Here is a 17929-nt window from a genome sequence, read left to right as displayed (position 1 = left end):
AGACCCTACAAGGCGGATCTGACATCGGCCCCGTAGTTGTTCCAACGTACGAGGGCCATCTCGATGATTCCCTCGTGGCGGGGTTTCCACCCCGCCGCGGGAAAGCCCGCTGGTGTGCGCTCAGCCGCCCGACAGGACCCTGACCAGGTCTTCTGCGGTGCGGCAGCGGTCCAGGAGCTCCTTGACGTGATTTCGCGTTCCGCGAAGAGGTTCGAGGGTTGGGACGCGCTGGAGCGAGTCCCGGCCCGGCAGGTCGAAGATGACCGAGTCCCAGGAGGCGGCGGCGACGTCGTCGGCGTACTGCTCGAGGCAGCGGCCGCGGAAGTAGGCGCGGGTGTCCTCCGGGGGTGTCGACTTGGCCCGCTCGACCTCGGTCTCGTCCAGGAGCCGCTTCATGCGGCCGCGGGCCGCGAGGCGGTTGTAGAGGCCTTTCTCGGCCCGTACGTCGGCGTACTGGAGGTCGAGGAGGTGGAGCTTGGCGGCGTCCCAGTCGAGGCTGTCGCGGCGGCGGTAGCCCTCCATGAGTTCGCGTTTGGCGACCCAGTCGAGTTCGCCGGCGAGGCTCATGGGGTCGTTCTCCAGGCGGGTGAGGGTGTCCTCCCAGCGGGTGAGGACGTCCTTGGTCTGGGCATCGGCGTCGGCGCCGAAGCGCTCCTCGACGTATTTGCGCGAGAGCTCGTAGTACTCCATCTGCAGTTGGACCGCGGTGAGTGTGCGGCCGCTGCGGAGAGTGACCAGGCGCTTGAGCGTGGGGTCGTGGGAGACCTGGTGGAGGGTGCGTACGGGCTGGTCGACGGCGAGGTCCACCGCGATGAAGCCGTCCTCGATCATCGACAGGACCAGGGCGGTCGTGCCGAGCTTGAGGTAGGTGGAGATCTCCGAGAGGTTCGCGTCGCCGATGATGACGTGGAGGCGGCGGTATTTCTCAGCGTCGGCGTGGGGCTCGTCGCGGGTGTTGATGATGGGCCGCTTGAGGGTCGTCTCCAGGCCGACCTCGACTTCGAAGTAGTCGGCGCGCTGGCTGAGCTGGAAGCCGTGTTCGTGGCCGTCCTGGCCGATGCCGACGCGTCCGGCGCCGGCGAAGACCTGGCGGGAGACGAAGAAGGGGGTGAGGTGGCGCACGATGTCGGAGAAGGCGGTTTCCCGCTTCATGAGGTAGTTCTCGTGCGTGCCGTAGGAGGCGCCTTTGTTGTCGGTGTTGTTCTTGTAGAGGTGGATGGGCTGGGCGCCGGGGAGCTGGGCCGCGCGTTCGGCGGCTTCGGCCATGATCCGTTCGCCGGCCTTGTCCCAGAGGACGGCGTCGCGGGGGTTGGTGACCTCGGGGGCGCTGTATTCGGGGTGGGCGTGGTCGACGTAGAGGCGGGCGCCGTTGGTGAGGATCACGTTGGCGAGGCCGATGTCCTCGTCGGTGAGCTGGCTGGAGTCGGCGGCCTCGCGGGCGAGGTCGAAGCCTCGGGCGTCCCGGAGCGGATTCTCCTCCTCGAAGTCCCAGCGGGCTCGGCGGGCCCGGTGCATCGCCGCGGCGTAGGCGTTGACGATCTGGGATGAGGTGAGCATGGCATTGGCGTTGGGGTGGCCGGGGACGGAGATCCCGTACTCCGTCTCGATGCCCATTACTCGCCGTACGGTCATGCGGCCCTCCTTGCCCGGCGGCGCCCTCGGTCGTGGGCGCCGCTCAGATACCGGTGGTGCTCCGGTGTGGGTGCGGTGCCCGTCCTCCCGGCACTGCGCAACCCGTCGGTAGGGAAGAGCCTAGAACGCCTCTGCGCTGGTGGGGAGATCATTTGCGTCATTGCCTTGCTCCAGCCGTGGCCTGAAAAACAGTCGGCTGCGGGTACCCGTCGAGGGCACCCGCAGCCGCCCTGGTTCTTACAGGTACTGTCCGGTGTTCGCCACCGTGTCGATGGAGCGTCCGGTGTCCGCGCCTTGCTTTCCGGTGATGAGGGTGCGGATGTAGACGATCCGTTCGCCCTTCTTTCCGGAGATTCGGGCCCAGTCGTCGGGGTTGGTGGTGTTGGGGAGGTCCTCGTTCTCCTTGAACTCGTCCACGCATGCCTGGAGGAGGTGGGAGACGCGGAGGCCCTTCTGGTTCTTTTCGAGGAAGTCCTTGATCGCCATTTTCTTGGCGCGGCCCACGATGTTTTCGATCATGGCGCCGGAGTTGAAGTCCTTGAAGTAGAGGACTTCCTTGTCGCCGTTGGCGTAGGTGACTTCCAGGAAGCGGTTTTCCTCGGATTCGGCGTACATGTGTTCCACGGCCGTCTGGATCATGCTCTGGGCGGTCATGGCCTTGTCGCCGCCGTGCTCGCCGAGGTCGTCGGAGTGCAGGGGGAGGCGTTCGGTGAGGTACTTGCCGAAGATGTCCTTGGCGGCTTCGGCGTCCGGGCGCTCGATCTTGATCTTCACGTCCAGCCGGCCGGGTCGCAGGATGGCGGGGTCGATCATGTCCTCGCGGTTGGAGGCGCCGATCACGACCACGTTCTGCAGGCCTTCCACACCGTCGATCTCGGCGAGGAGCTGGGGGACGATGGTGTTCTCCACGTCCGAGCTGACGCCGGAGCCACGGGTACGGAAGAGGGATTCCATCTCGTCGAAGAAGACGATGACGGGGGTGCCCTCGCTGGCCTTCTCCCTGGCCCGCTGGAAGACGAGGCGGATCTGCCGCTCGGTCTCGCCGACGTACTTGTTCAGGAGCTCGGGGCCCTTGATGTTGAGGAAGAAGCTCTTGCCGGCGGCCTGGCCGGTGACCTCGGCGACCTTCTTGGCCAGCGAGTTGGCGACGGCCTTGGCGATGAGCGTCTTGCCGCATCCGGGGGGCCCGTAGAGCAGCACGCCCTTGGGCGGCCGCAGTTCGTGCTCCTTGAAGAGGTCGGGGTAGAGGTAGGGGAGCTCGACGGCGTCCCGGATGGCCTCGATCTGGCCGCCGAGGCCGCCGATCTGCTCGTAGCCGATGTCGGGGACCTCTTCGAGGACGAGTTCCTCGACCTCGCTCTTGGGGACGATCTCGTAGACGTAGCCGGAGCGGGGTTCGAGCAGGAGGGCGTCGCCGGGGCGGATGGTGACGTCCAGCAGCGGCTCGGCGAGCCTGACCACCCGTTCCTCGTCGGTGTGCCCGATGACCAGGGCGCGCTCGCCGTCCTCGAGGATCTCCTTGAGGGTGACGATGTCCCCGACCCGCTCGAACTTCATGGCCTCGACCACGTTGAGCGCTTCGTTGAGCATCACTTCCTGGCCGCGCCGGAGCTCGTCGAGCTCGACGCTGGGGCTGACGTTCACGCGGAGTTTGCGGCCTCCGGTGAAGATGTCGGCCGTGCCGTCCTCGTTCGCCGCGAGGAAGACACCGAAGCCGGCCGGGGGCTGTGCGAGCCGGTCGACTTCTTCCTTGAGGGCCACGATCTGGTCGCGGGCCTCGCGGAGTGTGTTGGCGAGTCGCTCGTTCTGGGCGGACACGCCGGCCAGGTTGGTCTGCAGCTCGACGATCCGCTCTTCGAGAATCCTCGTGTGTCGCGGAGAGTCGGCGAGCTTGCGTCGCAGGACGGCGATCTCCTGCTCAAGGTAGGCAATCTGCCCGGCGGGGTCGTCGGACCCTCGTCCCGGGCGGATGCCGCGGTTCATGTCGTCGTCGTGGGCTGCCACGGTCCTCACCTCCTCCAAGGGGAGCTGGACGCTTCCAGACCCTACCTGGGCGGGTGTCGATTGAAACCCCTAGATCACAAAGACTGTCGGGGTGTGTCCGATCTTCACCCTTGCGCTCTCCCTCACGCCAGGGGAATACCCACCGAACATGATTGGAAAGCGGGCGGGGGTAGGGTCGAAGTGTTCAACGCCCGTCAGAGCCTGCATCGTTCCCGTGCGGCTCGACACTAAACGGCAGGAGAGATGAGCGTGCAGCAGGAGGCCGGTGTCGGCGCGGAGGAGCTGGAGGTCTGGATCGACCAGGATCTCTGTACCGGCGACGGTATCTGCGCCCAGTACGCGCCGGAGGTGTTCGAGCTGGACATCGACGGTCTGGCGTATGTGAAGAGTGCCGAGGACGAACTGCTGCAGGCCAAGGGGGCGGCGGCGCCGGTGCCGTTGCCGCTGTTGACGGACGTGGTGGACTCCGCGCGGGAGTGTCCCGGTGAGTGCATTCATGTACGGCGCGTTTCGGACAGGGTGGAGCTGTACGGTCCGGACGCGGAGTGACGGGCCGGGTACGTACCGTGGCTGTTGTCTGATTTCTCACAGGCCTTGATGGCCGGATTCAGACGCTGTGGGCTCCGGCGGGTGTCGAGCGGACGAACGCGTTGTCCTTCCACTGCCACTTGGCGCTGTCCTTGACGTCGGGGCAGCAACTGGGCACGTCCGCCGACGAGTAGCCGAGGAGTGTGGCGAGGACGGCACCGTCGGTCACGGTGAGGCTGGTGACGGTGGTGCGGTCCTTCGGGTCGACGAGGGTGGCGACCACGCGTGCGTGGGTGCTGCCGGCGCTCCGGGTGAGGACGTAGACGCCGTCGGGCGGGGTGCCCATGGGGGCGTCGCAGTGGACCGAGGCGACCGTTTCGGGGGTGCCGTCGCCGTCGAGGTCGCCGCTGGCCTTCTTCTGGACGAGGGCCTTGACGGGGCCGCAGTCGATCGGGAAGTCGATGCCGGTGGTGGCGGGGGCGGCGGCGCGCGGGGGTGCCTCGGTGGCCTGGGCGGCCGTCGCCGGTCTCGGCTGCAGGACCGAGGAGAGGGCCACGACGCCGGCCACGGCGGTGGCGGTGGCGACCCAGTGGATCGGCCGGGTGTGGGTGTGTGCCAGTTCCGGGACGGCGGATTGCTGCACTAGGAGCGTCTCCTGGGATGGCGGTGCCGGTGGGGTGGCCAGCATCGTGCCACACGTCACAGGGTGGGGGAACGGCGGGGTGCGGGGCGGGGCGGTCCGGTGCGCGATGCCGGGGGGTGCGGGGCCCGCGTGAGGGCGCCGTGGTGTTCAACATGAGGGCGCCGTGGCCGAGTTCCCGGGGTGTCACGGGAACTCGGCCACGGCGCCCTGTCGTTGTCCTTGGCGCGAAGGCGGCGTCAGCGGCCGCTGCCTCCGTCGGCGTTGGGGCCGGCGTAGTCCTCGCCGTAGGCGCCCTTGGCGGGGCGGCGGCGGCGCATGGGCGGCTCGACGCCGTCGGCGAGGCGGCGGGCGGTGAGGAGGAAGCCGGTGTGGCCGATCATCCGGTGGTCCGGGCGGACGGCGAGGCCCTCGATGTGCCAGTTGCGGATCATCGTCTCCCAGGCGGTCGGCTCGTTGAAGCAGCCGATCTCGCGGATGGACTCGACGGTCCGGGCGAGCTGGGTGGTGGTGGCGACGTAGCAGCAGAGGATGCCGCCGGGGACGAGGGCCTTGGAGACGGCCTCCAGGCACTCCCAGGGGGCGAGCATGTCGAGGATGACACGGTCGACGTCGGTGTCGGACAGGTTGTCCTGGAGGTCGCCGACGGTGAGCTGCCAGGCGGGGTGGGGGCCGCCGAAGTAGCGCTCGACGTTCTGCCGGGCGATGTCGGCGAAGTCCTCGCGGCGCTCGTAGGAGTGCAGCATGCCCTGGTCGCCGATGGCGCGCAGCAGGAAGCTGCTGAGCGAGCCGGAGCCGACGCCGGCCTCGACGACGCGGGCGCCGGGGAAGATGTCGGCGAAGGCGAGGATCTGCCCCGCGTCCTTCGGGTAGACGACGGCTGCCCCGCGGGGCATGGACAGGACGTAGTCGGGGAGCAGGGGGCGCAGCGCGAGGTAGGCGACGTTTCCGGTGGTGCGGACGACGCTGCCCTCGGGTGCGCCGATCAGCTCGTCGTGCGGGAAGGAACCCTTGTGGGTGTGGAAGTTCTTCCCGTCTTCGAGCGTGAACGTGTAGTGGCGGCCCTTGGGGTCGGTCAGCTGAACCTGGTCCCCGACCTTGAAGGGCCCGCGCCTGCGGGCGGCACCGGTCGGTTCGGACATGTGAACAGCCTACCGGCGTTTGCGGGGGCCGCCGACCACGGTGGGGGTGGGGTTCTCAGCTGGGGCGGGCCATGGCTTTGACGAAGGCGCGTTCGACGTCGGCGGCGGAGAGGACGCCGTAGATCTCGCCGGTCTCCTCGACGACGAGGTATTCGGTGGCGGGGGTGGCGCGCAGGACGTCGAGGAGGTCTTCGCCGGCGAGTTCGGCGGAGACGCGCATGCCGTCGGTGAGGTCCTGGGCGAGGCCGCTGACGGCGACCCAGGGGCGGCGGTGTTCGGGTACGCCGACGATGGCGGCCTCGCGGACGAGGGAGAGGGGTTCGCCGTGGGCGTCGACGACGACGAGGGCGCGGGCGCCGGCGGCGTTGGCGCGGCGCAGGGCCTCGGAGAGGGGGGTGTCGGTCTCGACGGGGACGGCGCGGCGGGTGAGGGTGCGGGCGCGCAGTTCGGGCAGGTGTTCGCGCAGGCGGGCCATGCGCAGGCTGTTGCCGGCGCCGGTCCAGATGATCGCGGCGAGGATGGCGGCGAGCAGGGCGTCGGTGACGGTGTCCATGCCGACGCTGTCCTCGGCGCTGGAGCCGAGGGCGCCGGACTGGGTGAGCAGCGGCAGGCCGATGAGGACGGAGACGGCGAGGGCGCGGCCGACCCAGGCGGCGGCGACGGTGCCGCTCATGGGTTTGCCGGTGATCTTCCAGACGACGGCGCGGAGCATGCGGCCGCCGTCGAGGGGGAGGCCGGGGAGGAGGTTGAAGATCGCGACGATGAGGTTGGAGATCATCAGGCCGGCGAGCAGGACGCCGGGGACGGTGCCGGGCTCGACGGGCTGCATGGCGAGGTAGAAGACGCCGGCCAGGGCGAGGGAGAGCAGCGGGCCGACGAAGGCGAGCCAGAATTCGCGGCCGGGGGTCTCGGCCTCCTTCTCGATCTCGGAGACGCCGCCGAAGAACTGGAGCTGGATGCGGCGGACCGGGAGTTTGAAGCGGAGGGCGGCGAGGGTGTGGGCGAGTTCGTGGATGAGGACGGAGGCGTAGAAGGCGACGGCGAAGAAGAGGGAGACCAGGTAGCGGGCGGCGCCGAGTTCGGGCAGGACGCGGTCGAGTTGCCCGCCGAACACCCAGGTGATCAGCGCGGCGACGAGGAACCAGCTGGGTGCGACGTAGACGGGTACCCCGAAGGGGCGTCCCATGAGCAGCCCGCCTCGTGGCTGCTCGGGGGGTCGTTGCGGCGGGGGGCCCTTGGTGAGGGCGGGGGTGGGGCCGGTGGTGCGGGTGCCGTCGTGGCCGCCGGCGTGGGCGTGGGCGCGGTCGGGATGGGTGTCGCCGGGTTCGCCGGCCGGGGCGGGCTCGGAGGGGTGTCCGTTCGTGGCTGCGTCCGCCGCTCCGGCCGGGTGGGCGGGGGCGTTGCTGCGCGGGGCGGGCGGTTCGCCGGGGGCCGTGGCGGCGGGGGGCGGGGAGGTTTCCTCGGTGGTGGCGGGCGGGCCGCCGGGTGCTGTGGCGCTGCGGGGCCCTTGTGGGGGCGTCGGGGCGGGTGTGTGGTCGTGCCGCGGCGCTTCGGGCGGCGTCGGCGCGGGGTGCGGGCGGGCGGTGTCGGCCGCGGGGTGCTCGGCGGGCGGGGCCGGCCGCTCGTCGGGGGCGGAGCGGTCCGCCGGGGCCGGGTCCGGCCGGTGTGCGGGGCGGTCGGCCGGCTCTCCCGCCGGGGCGGCGGCGCGGGGGGTGTCGGCGGGCGTGCCGGGCCGTCCGGGCGCCTGGTGGTCGTCCTGGGGGGCCCGGACGGCCTCGGCCTCGGGCTGGGACGGGTGGGGGCCCGGGGGCTCCGCGGGGGCGGTGGCCCGGGGCGCTGGTGTCGCGGGGTGCTCGGCCGACTCTTCGTTGTCCGGCCGCGGCCGCCCGCTCCCGCCGCTTTCCACCACGATGTCCCCTCGTTCGAAGCGTCTTCCGCTCCTGCCGGGCGGAAGGGTCTCGGGACCGATGGTATGCGGCCGTCGTGACGTGTTCCGCCCGGCACCCCCGTGTTTCCCGGGCGGTCGCCGGGTGTGCCGGGCGGGGAGTGGGTGACTGTCAGTGGCGGGCCGTATGGTCTGGGGCATGGAGAGCAGCAGCGAGGGCGTCGGCGGTGCGGGCGTCGAGGGTGGGTCCGCGGAGGACGCGGCGCGTGCGGGGGCGGTCGTGCCCGAGGCGGTGAGGGGGGCCGTGGCGGCGGCTCCGGCGTCGCTGTCGCCGTCGCGTGCGGGTGACTTCATGCAGTGTCCGCTGCTGTACCGGTTCCGGGTGATCGACCGGCTGCCGGAGAAGCCGAGCCCCGCGGCGACGCGGGGGACGCTGGTGCACGCGGTCCTTGAGCGCTTGTTCGACGCCCCGGCGGCGGAGCGGACGGCGCCGAGGGCCAAGGCGCTGATCCCGGGCCAGTGGGACCGGCTGCGGGAGTCGCGGCCGGAGGTGGTGGAGCTGTTCGCCGACGATCCGGAGGGCGAGCGGCTGGCGGGCTGGCTGGCGGAGGCGGAGGCGCTGGTGGAGCGGTGGTTCACGCTGGAGGATCCGACGCGTCTGGAGCCCGCCGAGCGGGAGCTGTTCGTGGAGGCGGAGCTGGAGTCGGGGCTGCGGCTGCGCGGGATCATCGACCGGGTCGACGTGGCGCCGACCGGGGAGGTGCGGATCGTCGACTACAAGACGGGCAAGGCGCCGCGTCCGGAGTACGCCGAGGGCGCGTTGTTCCAGATGAAGTTCTACGCGCTGGTGGTGTGGCGGCTGAAGAACGTGATCCCGCGGCGGCTGCAGCTGGTCTACCTGGGCAGTGGGGACGTTCTGACGTACGACCCCGTGCTCGCCGATCTGGAGCGGGTGGAGCGCAAGCTGCTCGCGCTGTGGGAGGCGATCCGGCAGGCGACGGAGACGGGTGACTGGCGGCCGCGGCCGACGAAGCTGTGCGGCTGGTGCGATCACCAGGCGCACTGCCCGGAGTTCGGCGGTACTCCCCCGCCCTATCCGCTGGCGGTGAGGGCGGCCGGGGCGGAGGGCGGGGCGCAGGGCAGAATGGGGCCGGACTAGCGAAGGAGACTCACGTGGCCATCCGCGTCCTACTGGTCGACGACCAGCCGCTGCTGCGTACCGGCTTCCGGATGATCCTGGAGGCCGAGCAGGACATCGCGGTCGTCGGTGAGGCCGGAGACGGTCTTCAGGCCCTCGACCAGGTGCGGGCGCTGCAGCCCGATGTGGTGCTCATGGACATCCGTATGCCCCGGATGGACGGGGTGGAGGCGACCCGGCAGATCACCGGGCCGGGGCGGGACGGCCCGGCGAAGGTGCTGGTGCTGACGACGTTCGACCTCGACGAGTACGTGGTGGAGGCGTTGCGGGCGGGGGCGAGCGGCTTCCTGCTGAAGGACGCGCCGGCGAACGAACTGGTGCAGGCGATCCGGGTGGTGGCCGGGGGCGAGGCCATGCTGGCGCCGAGCATCACGCGCCGGCTGCTGGACAAGTACGCGACGCATCTGCCGTCGGGCGAGGAGCCGGTGCCGGACACGCTGCACACGCTCACCGATCGTGAGGTGGAGGTGCTGAAGCTGGTGGCGCGGGGGTTGTCGAACGCGGAGATCGCCGCGGACCTGTTCGTCAGTGAGACGACGGTGAAGACGCATGTGGGGCATGTGCTGACCAAGCTGGGGCTGCGCGACCGGGTGCAGGCCGCGGTGTACGCGTACGAGAGCGGTCTGGTGCGCCCGGGCGCGCAGTAGGACGCGCGGGATCACGCGGGTACGACGGCGAAGGGCGCCCCTGCCGAGCGGGGGCGCCCTTGGTCGTGGTGGGGGCGGTCAGCTCTTGCTGAGTTCCCAGAAGCGGAACACGGTGGAGGCGTCGAGGCAGTTCTCGAGGCCGTAGACGTTCTCTCCGACGACCGCGTACTGCTTGGCCTGCCAGATCGGCAGGACGGGCAGTTCCTGGGCGACGATGTCCTGGAGGGCGGCGTAGTCGTCGTCGGTGGCGGTGCGGTCGCTCTGGGCGGCGGTGCGCGGGATGAGCGTGCCGGTGATGGTGCGGTTGGCGTAGTTGTTGTCGAGGACGTTGCCGTCACCGAAGAAGGGTGCGGTGAAGTTGTCGGCGTCCGGGTAGTCGGGGACCCAGCCCTTGACGTACACGCCGTACTTGCCGTCGGCGATGTCCTTCTCGTACTGGTCGAAGGCGACGGACTTGACGTCGGCGTCGAACAGGCCGCTGTCGTTGAGCTGGGCGGCGATGGCCTTGAGTTCCTGGTCGGTGGCGGGGCCGTAGCGGGACGGCGTGGACCAGAGGGTGAGCTTGACCTTGCCGGTGATGCCCTCGTCCTTCAGGGCGGCGGCGGCCTTGGCCGGGGAGGGGCGGGCGCCGTAGCGGTCGAAGAACGCGGTGTTGTGGCCGGCTATGCCGGCCGGGATGATCGAGTACAGGGGGTCGGCGGTGCCCTGGTAGACGTCCTTGATGAGGGCGTCGCGGTCGATCAGGTAGGCGATGGCGCGGCGGACGCCGAGCTTTCCGGCGACGGGGTCGTCGGTGTTGAACACCAGGTGCTGGACCTCGGCGCTGCTGCCCTCGACGACTTCGGCGCCGCCGTCGTCGGTGCTCTGGTCGATGTCGGCGATGTCGGCGGCGGTGAGGCCGCGGTAGGCGATGTCGATGTCGCCGTCGAGCAGGGCCTTCTTGAGGGCCTTCTGGTCGCCGCCGAAGAACTTCAGGGTGACGCCCTGGTTCTGGGGGTCGGTGGCGGAGCCCTTGTAGTGCTCGTTGACGGAGAAGACGGCCTGGTCGTCGTCGAAGGAGTCCAGGGTGTAGGGGCCGGAGCCGGTGGCGCCGCCGTCCTCGCGCAGGCCGTCGGCGTCGTACTCCTTGTGGTCGACGATGGAGCCGGCGCCGGAGGCGATCTTGCTGGGGAAGGTGGCGTCGGGGACCTTCAGCCGGAAGACGACGGTCTTGTCGTCCGGTGTCTCGACCTTGTCGAGCATGGGGAACATGATCGCGGGGCCGGAGTCGTCGTTGATCTTCAGCATGCGGTCGAAGGAGAACTTGACGTCCTCGGAGGTGAGATCGTCACCGTTGGAGAACTTCAGGCCGTCCTTGAGCGTGCACTGGTAGACCTTGGCCTGCCGGTCCGTGAAGGAGCACTCCTTCGCCGCGTCGGGCTCGGGTTCGGTGCCGCCCTTGGGGAAGCTCAGCAGAGACTGGAAGACGTTGTTGAACAACATCCAGGATCCGGGGTCGTAGCCGGAGGCCGGATCCGTGGCGAGGACGTCGTCCGACATCCCGAGCACCACGGCGGAGCCGTCGCCGTCCGAGCTCCCGGTCTGGGCGCCGCAGCCGGTCAACAAGCCGGAGGCCAGTCCTGCCACGATAGGCAGGACCGGCCACTGGTTACGCATGTTCACGAAATACCTTAGTCGTCGGGTCCCGTCACACCGGGGCCGCCGTCCCGGGCCCCGGCCGCGAAGAAAGTATCACCCGACCGCCGAAGTCTCTCAGTTGCTCACCCCTCGGCCGAGCTCCCACAGCTGGAGGGTGGCGGAGGAGTTGAGGGCGTACGCCGTGCCGGTGATGTCGGTGCTGGCGGCGACGTACTGCTTGCCCTGCCACAGCGGGAGGACCGGGACGTCGTCGGCGACGATGTCCTGGATCTTCGTGAGGCTGTCGCCCGCGCTGAGGCGGTCGGCCTCCCGGCGGGACTGCGGGATCAGGGTGTCGATGATGTCGCTGTTGGCGTACGGGGACTTGAGGAAGTTGTCCTCGTCGAGGAACGGTGCGACGAAGTTGTCGGCGTCGGGGAAGTCGGGGAACCAGCCCATGCCGTAGACCGCGTACTCGCCCTTGCGCTCGGCCGGGACGAACGTCTCCCAGGGGGAGCCCTTGATGCTGACGTCGAACAGGCCGCTGCCGTTCAGCTGCTTCTTCAGCAGCTCGAACTCCTTCTTGGTGGCCGGTCCGTAGTGGTCGGTCGTGTAGTTCAGCGTCAGCTTCACCGGGGTGCTGATGTTCGCCTTGGCCAGCAGTTCCTCGGCCTTGGTGACGCTCGGGTCGCCGTACTTGTTGAAGAACGAGTTGGAGTGGGCCGTGAGGGAGGCCGGGACCAGCGAGTAGAGGGCTTCGGCCTGGGAGCCGTAGACCTGCGAGACCAGCTCGTTGCGGTTGATGACCTGGGCCATCGCCTGGCGCACGGCCTTGGACTTCACGACGGGGGCGTCCGTGTTGAAGGCCAGGTAGCGGATCTCCAGGCCGGCGAGCTCGACGAGGTCGATGTCGCTGTCGGCGGCGGCCTCCGAGAGCTTCTTGATCTGCTCCGGGGACATGGTGCGGGTCATCAGGTCGATGTCGCCCTTTTCGAGGGCGGTGCCCATGGCGTCGGCGTCGTCGTAGGACACCATGTCGACCTCGTCGTTGTTCACCGTCAAGGTCCCCTTGTAGTGGGGGTTCTTGGTGAACACGGCCTTGGTGACGGCGTCGCCGTCGGTCTCGGCCTTGAGGGTGTAGGGGCCGGAGCCGTCGACCTCGAAGCCGTCGCGCAGCTCGTCCTTCTCGTAGTCGTCGGGATTGACGATGCCGGCGACGGGCGTCGACAGCTTGTACGGGAAGGTGGCGTCGGCGGTCTTCAGATGGAAGATGACTTCGTTGTCACCCTGGGTCTCGACGGTGTCGATCGTGGAGAGCAGGGCGAAGACGCCGGAGTCGGCCTTGATGGCGCGGGCGCGGTCGATGGAGAACTTGACGTCCGCGGCGGTGATCGCGTCGCCGTTGGAGAACTTCAGGCCGTCGCGGAGCTTGCAGGCGTAGCGCTCGTTGCCGCTGTCGGTGAAGCCGCAGGACTGGGCCGCCTCGGGGACGGGCTCGCCCTCGCCCTTGGGCTGGATCATCAGGGTCTGCACGGTCTGGCGCAGGATGTTCCAGGTGCCGACGTCGTAGGCGTAGGCGGGGTCGAGCGGCGCGGGGGCGTCCTTGGTGGCGGTGAACCGGTCGGTGGTGCCCACGACGATGGCGTCGCCGCTGCCGCTCCCGCTGTCGGCCCCGCCGCAGGCGGCGAGTACGGGCGCGAGCAGACCGACCACGGCCGGCAGCACCAAAGTCTTGCGGTTCATGCTCGAGATTCTCCAGAGCTGTCGGTCCGTGTATCCGGCATGCAAGGGTGTCGCGGCGGATCACGGGGAGAGGGGTGATGTTCCGCGACGAGATTAGTCCGCACCAGCACGAGGGCTCGCAGCCACCGGAGTTGAAAGCCCATCACGCAGCGAAACCGTATGCGGACGCATTGAAAAACCCTCGGCGGAACGATCCGTGCAGCTGTCCATCAATCGGGACACAAGGGCACGCCGAAACGTCCGGTACGGGGTGTTGCGGCACAGGGAGGGCCCCCTGTCGACCCCCTGAGAGGTGGGGAACGTCACACGTCAACAGGGTCGTCCGGTACGTAATCCAACCGTTGCCGAAGAGCGGAATTCATCCGTGCGTACACCCGCCGAAATGGTGTGCCATCGGCGGTGCACGCTCGGTGAACGCCTCTCGCATTTCCGTCATCGGGAAATCACCGATGATCGGAGTGCTGATCATCGGAGCGGTGTCAGAGGGGCATCAGGCCACGCAGGAACGTCAGGTCGACGTGTTCCAGGGAGGGCACCACGGTGCGCCGGGCGGCCGCGGCGATCGGCGCCACGGACGGCACCGCCACGACATGGCAGCCCGCCGCCTCCGCCGAGGCGACCCCGGTCGCGGTGTCCTCGACGACGGCGCACCGGGCCGGGTCCACGCCGAGGCCGCCGGCCGCGAGCAGGTACGGGTCGGGGTACGGCTTGGTGCGCGCGACCTCGTCGCCGGCCACGGTCAGTGTGAAGTGCCGGGGGCCGAGCGAGGCGATGACGCGGTCGATGATGCGCCGGTGGGAGGCGGAGACGAGAGCCGTGGGCACCTCGTGCTCGGCGAGTTCGGCGAGCAGCCGGGCGGCGCCCGGCATCAGGGGCAGGGCGCGGTCGATGCGCTCCTCGAATCCCTGGTTGAGCAGGACGGACAGTTCGGCGAGGGTGATGTCGGCCCCGGTCGACTCGATGAGGAAGCCGGCACTGCGGCTCATCGGTCCGCCGACCACGACATGGCGCCAGGAGTCGTCGAGGGTGTGGCCGAGGCCGGCGAAGACCTCGACCTCGACGTCCCACCAGAAGCCCTCGGTGTCCACCAGGGTGCCGTCCATGTCGAGGAGCACGGCCTGCAGGGCCGAGCCCTGGGCCGTGCGGGTTACTGACGCGGGAACCGTGCTGGTCATCCACGTACCTCCTTGAGGGACGAGCAGGCCGGTTCCCACGGGGGAACCGGCCTGCAGTGGACCGACCAGTGTACGACTTATCGGATCAGCGTGCTCAGTGGCACACCTGTCACCGTGCGTTGAAGTACTTCGCCTCGGGGTGGTGGATCACGATCGCGTCCGTGGACTGCTCGGGGTGCAGCTGGAACTCCTCGGACAGGTGGACGCCGATCCGCTCGGGCCGGAGCAGGTCGGCGATCTTGGCGCGGTCCTCCAGGTCGGGACAGGCGCCGTAGCCGAGGGAGAAGCGGGCGCCGCGGTACTTCAGGGCGAACATGTCCTCGATGTCGGCGGGGTCCTCACCGGCGAAGCCCAGTTCCGAGCGCACGCGCGCGTGCCAGTACTCGGCGAGCGCCTCGGCCAGCTGCACGGACAGGCCGTGCAGTTCGAGGTAGTCGCGGTAGGAGTTCGACTCGAAGAGCTTCGCGGTCTCCTCGCCGATGCGGGAACCGACGGTGACGACCTGGAGGCCGACGACGTCGGTCTCGCCCGACTCCTGGGGGCGGAAGAAGTCCGCGAGGCACAGCCTGCGGCCGCGGCGCTGGCGGGGGAAGGTGAAGCGGGTGCGTTCGTTGCCGTGCTCGTCCAGGATGATCAGGTCGTCGTCCTTGGACACACAGGGGAAGTAGCCGTAGACCACGGCGGCCTCGAGGAGGTTCTCCGTCTGCAGCCTGTCCAGCAGTCCGCGCAGGCGGGGGCGGCCCTCGGTCTCGACGAGTTCCTCGTAGGTGGGTCCCTCGCCGGTGCGGGCCTGCTTCAGGCCCCACTGGCCCTTGAACAGGGCGCCCTCGTCCAGCCAGCTCGCGTACTCCTTGAGCTGGATGCCCTTGATCACGCGGGTGTCCCAGAAGGGCGGGGTGGGCAGCGGGTTGTCGGTGGCCACGTCGGAGCGGACGTGGCCCTCCTGGGGGCGCTCCTCGACCGCGACGGCGGCGGCCGGGCGGACCCGGCGCTGCCTGAGCTCGGGCAGCTTGGCGCCGGGAACGCCGCGCTTGACGCCGATGAGGGCGTCCATCAGGCGCAGTCCCTCGAAGGCGTCGCGGGCGTAGCGGACCTCGCCCTCGTAGATCTCGTGCAGGTCCTGTTCGACGTACGCCCGGGTCAGGGCGGCGCCGCCGAGGATGACCGGGTAGGTGGCGGACAGGCCGCGCTGGTTGAGCTCCTCCAGGTTCTCCTTCATGATCACCGTGGACTTGACCAGGAGGCCGGACATGCCGATGACGTCGGCGCGGTGTTCCTCGGCGGCTTCCAGGATCGCGGAGACCGGCTGCTTGATGCCGAGGTTGACGACGTTGTAGCCGTTGTTGGACAGGATGATGTCGACGAGGTTCTTGCCGATGTCGTGGACGTCGCCGCGCACGGTGGCAAGGACGATGGTGCCCTTGCCCTCGGCGTCGGACTTCTCCATGTGGGGTTCGAGGTAGGCCACGGCGGCCTTCATGACCTCGGCGGACTGCAGGACGAACGGCAACTGCATCTGGCCGGAGCCGAAGAGCTCGCCGACGACCTTCATGCCGTCCAGGAGGGTCTCGTTGACGATGTCGAGGGCGGGGCGGTCCTGGAGGGCCGCGTCGAGGTCGGCCTCCAGGCCGTTGCGCTCGCCGTCGATGATGCGGCGCTTGAGGCGCTCCTCCAGCGGCAGGGCGGCCAGTTCCTCGGCCTTGCCGGCCTTCAGGGACTTCGCCGTGGCGCCCTCGAACAGCTGCATGAGCTTCTGGAGGGGGTCGTAGCCCTCGCTGCGGCGGTCGTAGATCAGGTCGAGGGCGGTCTGCACCTGCTCCTCGTCGAAGCGGGCGATCGGGAGGATCTTCGAGGCGTGGACGATGGCGGAGTCCAGGCCCGCCTTGACGCACTCGTCGAGGAAGACGGAGTTGAGCAGGATGCGGGCGGCCGGGTTGAGGCCGAAGGAGATGTTCGACAGGCCGAGGGTGGTCTGGACGTCGGGGTGGCGGCGCTTGAGTTCACGGATCGCCTCGATGGTGGCGATGCCGTCCTTGCGGGACTCCTCCTGGCCGGTGCAGATGGTGAAGGTCAGGGTGTCGATGAGGATGTCCGACTCGAGGATGCCCCAGTTCCCGGTGAGGTCGTCGATGAGCCGTTCGGCGATCTCGACCTTCTTCTCGGGGGTGCGGGCCTGGCCCTCCTCGTCGATGGTGAGGGCGATCAGGGCGGCGCCGTGCTCCTGGGCCAGCCGGGTGACCTTGGCGAAACGGGACTCGGGGCCGTCGCCGTCCTCGTAGTTCACGGAGTTGATCACCGCGCGGCCGCCGAGCTTCTCCAGGCCGGCCCGGATGACCTCGACCTCGGTGGAGTCGAGGACGATCGGGAGGGTGGAGGCGGTGGCGAAGCGGCCGGCGAGTTCCTCCATGTCGGCGACGCCGTCGCGGCCGACGTAGTCCACGCACAGGTCGAGCATGTGCGCGCCCTCGCGGATCTGCTCGCGGGCCATCTCGACGCAGTCGTCCCAGCGGCCCTCCAGCATGGCCTCGCGGAACTTCTTGGAGCCGTTGGCGTTGGTGCGCTCGCCGATGGCGAGGTAGGAGGTGTCCTGACGGAAGGGGACCGTCTGGTACAGGGAGGCGGCGCCGGGCTCGGGCTGGGGGCTGCGCTCGACGGGGGTGGTGCCCTGGACGCGCTCGACGAGCTGGCGCAGGTGCTCGGGGGTGGTGCCGCAGCAGCCGCCGATGAGGTTCAGTCCGTAGTCGCGTACGAAGGTCTCCTGGGCGTCGGCCAGGCCCTCGGGGTCGAGCGGGAAGTGGGCGCCGTCCTTGGTGAGGATCGGCAGGCCGGCGTTCGGCATGCACAGCAGCGGGGTGCGGGAGTGCCGGGCCAGGTAGCGCAGGTGCTCGCTCATCTCGGCGGGGCCGGTCGAGCAGTTCAGGCCGATCATGTCGATGCCGAGGGGCTCGAGCGCGGTCAGCGCGGCGCCGATCTCCGAGCCCAGCAGCATGGTGCCGGTCGTCTCGAAGGCCATCGAGACCAGCAGCGGGACCTCGGTGCCGGTCGCCTCCATGGCGCGGCGGGCGCCCAGGATCGACGACTTCGTCTGCAGCAGGTCCTGGGTGGTCTCCACGATCAGGGCGTCGGCGCCGCCGGCGAGCAGGCCCTCGGCGTTGGCCTGGAAGCCGTCGCGCAGCGTGGTGTAGCCGATGTGGCCGAGGGTCGGCAGCTTCGTGCCGGGGCCGATCGAGCCCAGTACCCAGCGCTGGCGGCCGTCGCGGGCGCCGAACGCGTCGGCGGTCTCGCGGGCGATGCGGGCGCCGGCCTCGGAGAGTTCGTAGACGCGGTCGGCGATCTCGTACTCGGCCATGGCGGAGTGGTTGGCGCCGAACGTGTTGGTCTCGACGCAGTCGACGCCGGCGTCGAAGTACGCCTCGTGGACCGAACGGACGATGTCGGGCCGGGTGAGGTTGAGGATCTCGTTGCAGCCCTCGAGGTCCTGGAAGTCCTCGAGGGTGGGCTCCTGGGCCTGGAGCATGGTGCCCATGGCCCCGTCGGCCACCACCACACGGGTGGCCAGGGCCTGGCGGAGCGCGGACACACGGGTCCGGCTGTCGGCGGAAGGGGTCGGCGGCACAGAGGCCATGGAAGGGCTCCCTCGGATGCGACGGCTGTCGGCTTTGCGTCACCTCTTCCCGAGGTGGGCGCACGCCGTCAGGGTAGCCGGGACCGGGGCCGT

General features: G+C 69.7%; 12 protein-coding genes. 3 read left to right on the top strand and 9 right to left on the bottom strand.

Features of this window, described 5'->3' with window-relative positions; all coding sequences use genetic code 11:
* Positions 1-120: 120 nt before the first annotated feature.
* Both dop and arc read right to left on the bottom strand, forming a co-directional pair.
* Positions 121-1632, bottom strand: coding sequence for a depupylase/deamidase Dop (gene dop / locus ACFY2L_RS33750; RefSeq protein WP_390660774.1), 1512 nt, complete (start codon positions 1630-1632; stop codon positions 121-123).
* Positions 1633-1869: 237 nt separating this feature from the next.
* Positions 1870-3636 carry a proteasome ATPase gene (arc, locus tag ACFY2L_RS33745; protein ID WP_390660773.1) on the bottom strand — a complete coding sequence of 589 codons (1767 nt, stop codon included), beginning with the start codon at positions 3634-3636 and terminating at the stop codon, positions 1870-1872.
* Between the two features lie 243 nt (positions 3637-3879).
* Between arc and ACFY2L_RS33740 the strand changes: the two genes are divergently transcribed.
* On the top strand, positions 3880-4185 hold the full coding sequence (locus tag ACFY2L_RS33740; protein WP_390660772.1) for a ferredoxin: 306 nt from the start codon (positions 3880-3882) through the stop codon (positions 4183-4185).
* A gap of 58 nt (positions 4186-4243) precedes the next feature.
* Here the strand turns inward: ACFY2L_RS33740 and ACFY2L_RS33735 are convergent, their stop codons facing one another.
* From ACFY2L_RS33735 to ACFY2L_RS33725, 3 genes are all read right to left on the bottom strand, one after another.
* Positions 4244-4807, bottom strand: coding sequence for a hypothetical protein (locus ACFY2L_RS33735; RefSeq protein ID WP_390824242.1), 564 nt, complete (start codon positions 4805-4807; stop codon positions 4244-4246).
* Positions 4808-5043: 236 nt separating this feature from the next.
* The gene (locus ACFY2L_RS33730; protein ID WP_059203278.1) at positions 5044-5946 is read right to left on the bottom strand and encodes a tRNA (adenine-N1)-methyltransferase; all 903 of its coding nucleotides are present in this window, start codon (positions 5944-5946) and stop codon (positions 5044-5046) included.
* 55 nt (positions 5947-6001) lie between these two features.
* Complete coding sequence (locus ACFY2L_RS33725; protein WP_390824241.1) at positions 6002-7855, bottom strand: site-2 protease family protein; 1854 nt, start codon at positions 7853-7855, stop codon at positions 6002-6004.
* Positions 7856-8030: 175 nt separating this feature from the next.
* Here ACFY2L_RS33725 and ACFY2L_RS33720 point away from each other — a divergent pair, with 175 nt between their 5' ends.
* Together ACFY2L_RS33720 and ACFY2L_RS33715 are read left to right on the top strand one after the other, a co-directional pair.
* A complete protein-coding gene (locus ACFY2L_RS33720) occupies positions 8031-8990 on the top strand; it encodes a RecB family exonuclease (RefSeq protein WP_390660769.1) in 960 nt (319 codons plus the stop codon).
* Positions 8991-9004: 14 nt separating this feature from the next.
* Positions 9005-9676: a response regulator transcription factor gene (locus ACFY2L_RS33715; RefSeq protein ID WP_020939010.1), complete on the top strand. Its 672-nt coding sequence runs from the start codon at positions 9005-9007 to the stop codon at positions 9674-9676.
* A gap of 78 nt (positions 9677-9754) precedes the next feature.
* Here the strand turns inward: ACFY2L_RS33715 and ACFY2L_RS33710 are convergent, their stop codons facing one another.
* The 4 genes from ACFY2L_RS33710 to metH form a co-directional block, all read right to left on the bottom strand.
* Positions 9755-11338, bottom strand: a complete 1584-nt coding sequence (locus ACFY2L_RS33710; RefSeq protein WP_390660768.1) for an ABC transporter substrate-binding protein — start codon at positions 11336-11338, stop codon at positions 9755-9757.
* Positions 11339-11428: 90 nt separating this feature from the next.
* Positions 11429-13036: an ABC transporter substrate-binding protein gene (locus tag ACFY2L_RS33705; protein WP_390660767.1), complete on the bottom strand. Its 1608-nt coding sequence runs from the start codon at positions 13034-13036 to the stop codon at positions 11429-11431.
* A gap of 479 nt (positions 13037-13515) precedes the next feature.
* Complete coding sequence (locus tag ACFY2L_RS33700; RefSeq protein WP_390660766.1) at positions 13516-14211, bottom strand: HAD family hydrolase; 696 nt, start codon at positions 14209-14211, stop codon at positions 13516-13518.
* 109 nt (positions 14212-14320) lie between these two features.
* Complete coding sequence (metH, locus tag ACFY2L_RS33695) at positions 14321-17836, bottom strand: methionine synthase (RefSeq protein ID WP_390824240.1); 3516 nt, start codon at positions 17834-17836, stop codon at positions 14321-14323.
* Positions 17837-17929: the final 93 nt, after the last annotated feature.

This window comes from Streptomyces sp. NPDC001381, assembly GCF_042895685.1.
In the GTDB taxonomy this organism is placed as follows: Bacteria; Actinomycetota; Actinomycetes; order Streptomycetales; family Streptomycetaceae; genus Streptomyces.
The sequence above is the reverse complement of the archived record's forward strand: the minus strand, read 5'-3'. Positions and strand labels throughout refer to the sequence as shown.

What these genes read in the sequence shown, in the direction of transcription:
- dop (WP_390660774.1), bottom strand. Translation starts at nt 1,632, where the DNA reads ATGACCGTACGGCGAGTAATGGGCATCGAGACGGAGTACGGGATCTCC.
- ACFY2L_RS33740 (WP_390660772.1), top strand. Translation starts at nt 3,880, where the DNA reads ATGAGCGTGCAGCAGGAGGCCGGTGTCGGCGCGGAGGAGCTGGAGGTC.
- ACFY2L_RS33730 (WP_059203278.1), bottom strand. Translation starts at nt 5,946, where the DNA reads ATGTCCGAACCGACCGGTGCCGCCCGCAGGCGCGGGCCCTTCAAGGTC.
- ACFY2L_RS33720 (WP_390660769.1), top strand. Translation starts at nt 8,031, where the DNA reads ATGGAGAGCAGCAGCGAGGGCGTCGGCGGTGCGGGCGTCGAGGGTGGG.
- ACFY2L_RS33705 (WP_390660767.1), bottom strand. Translation starts at nt 13,036, where the DNA reads ATGAACCGCAAGACTTTGGTGCTGCCGGCCGTGGTCGGTCTGCTCGCG.
- ACFY2L_RS33700 (WP_390660766.1), bottom strand. Translation starts at nt 14,211, where the DNA reads ATGACCAGCACGGTTCCCGCGTCAGTAACCCGCACGGCCCAGGGCTCG.
- metH (WP_390824240.1), bottom strand. Translation starts at nt 17,836, where the DNA reads ATGGCCTCTGTGCCGCCGACCCCTTCCGCCGACAGCCGGACCCGTGTG.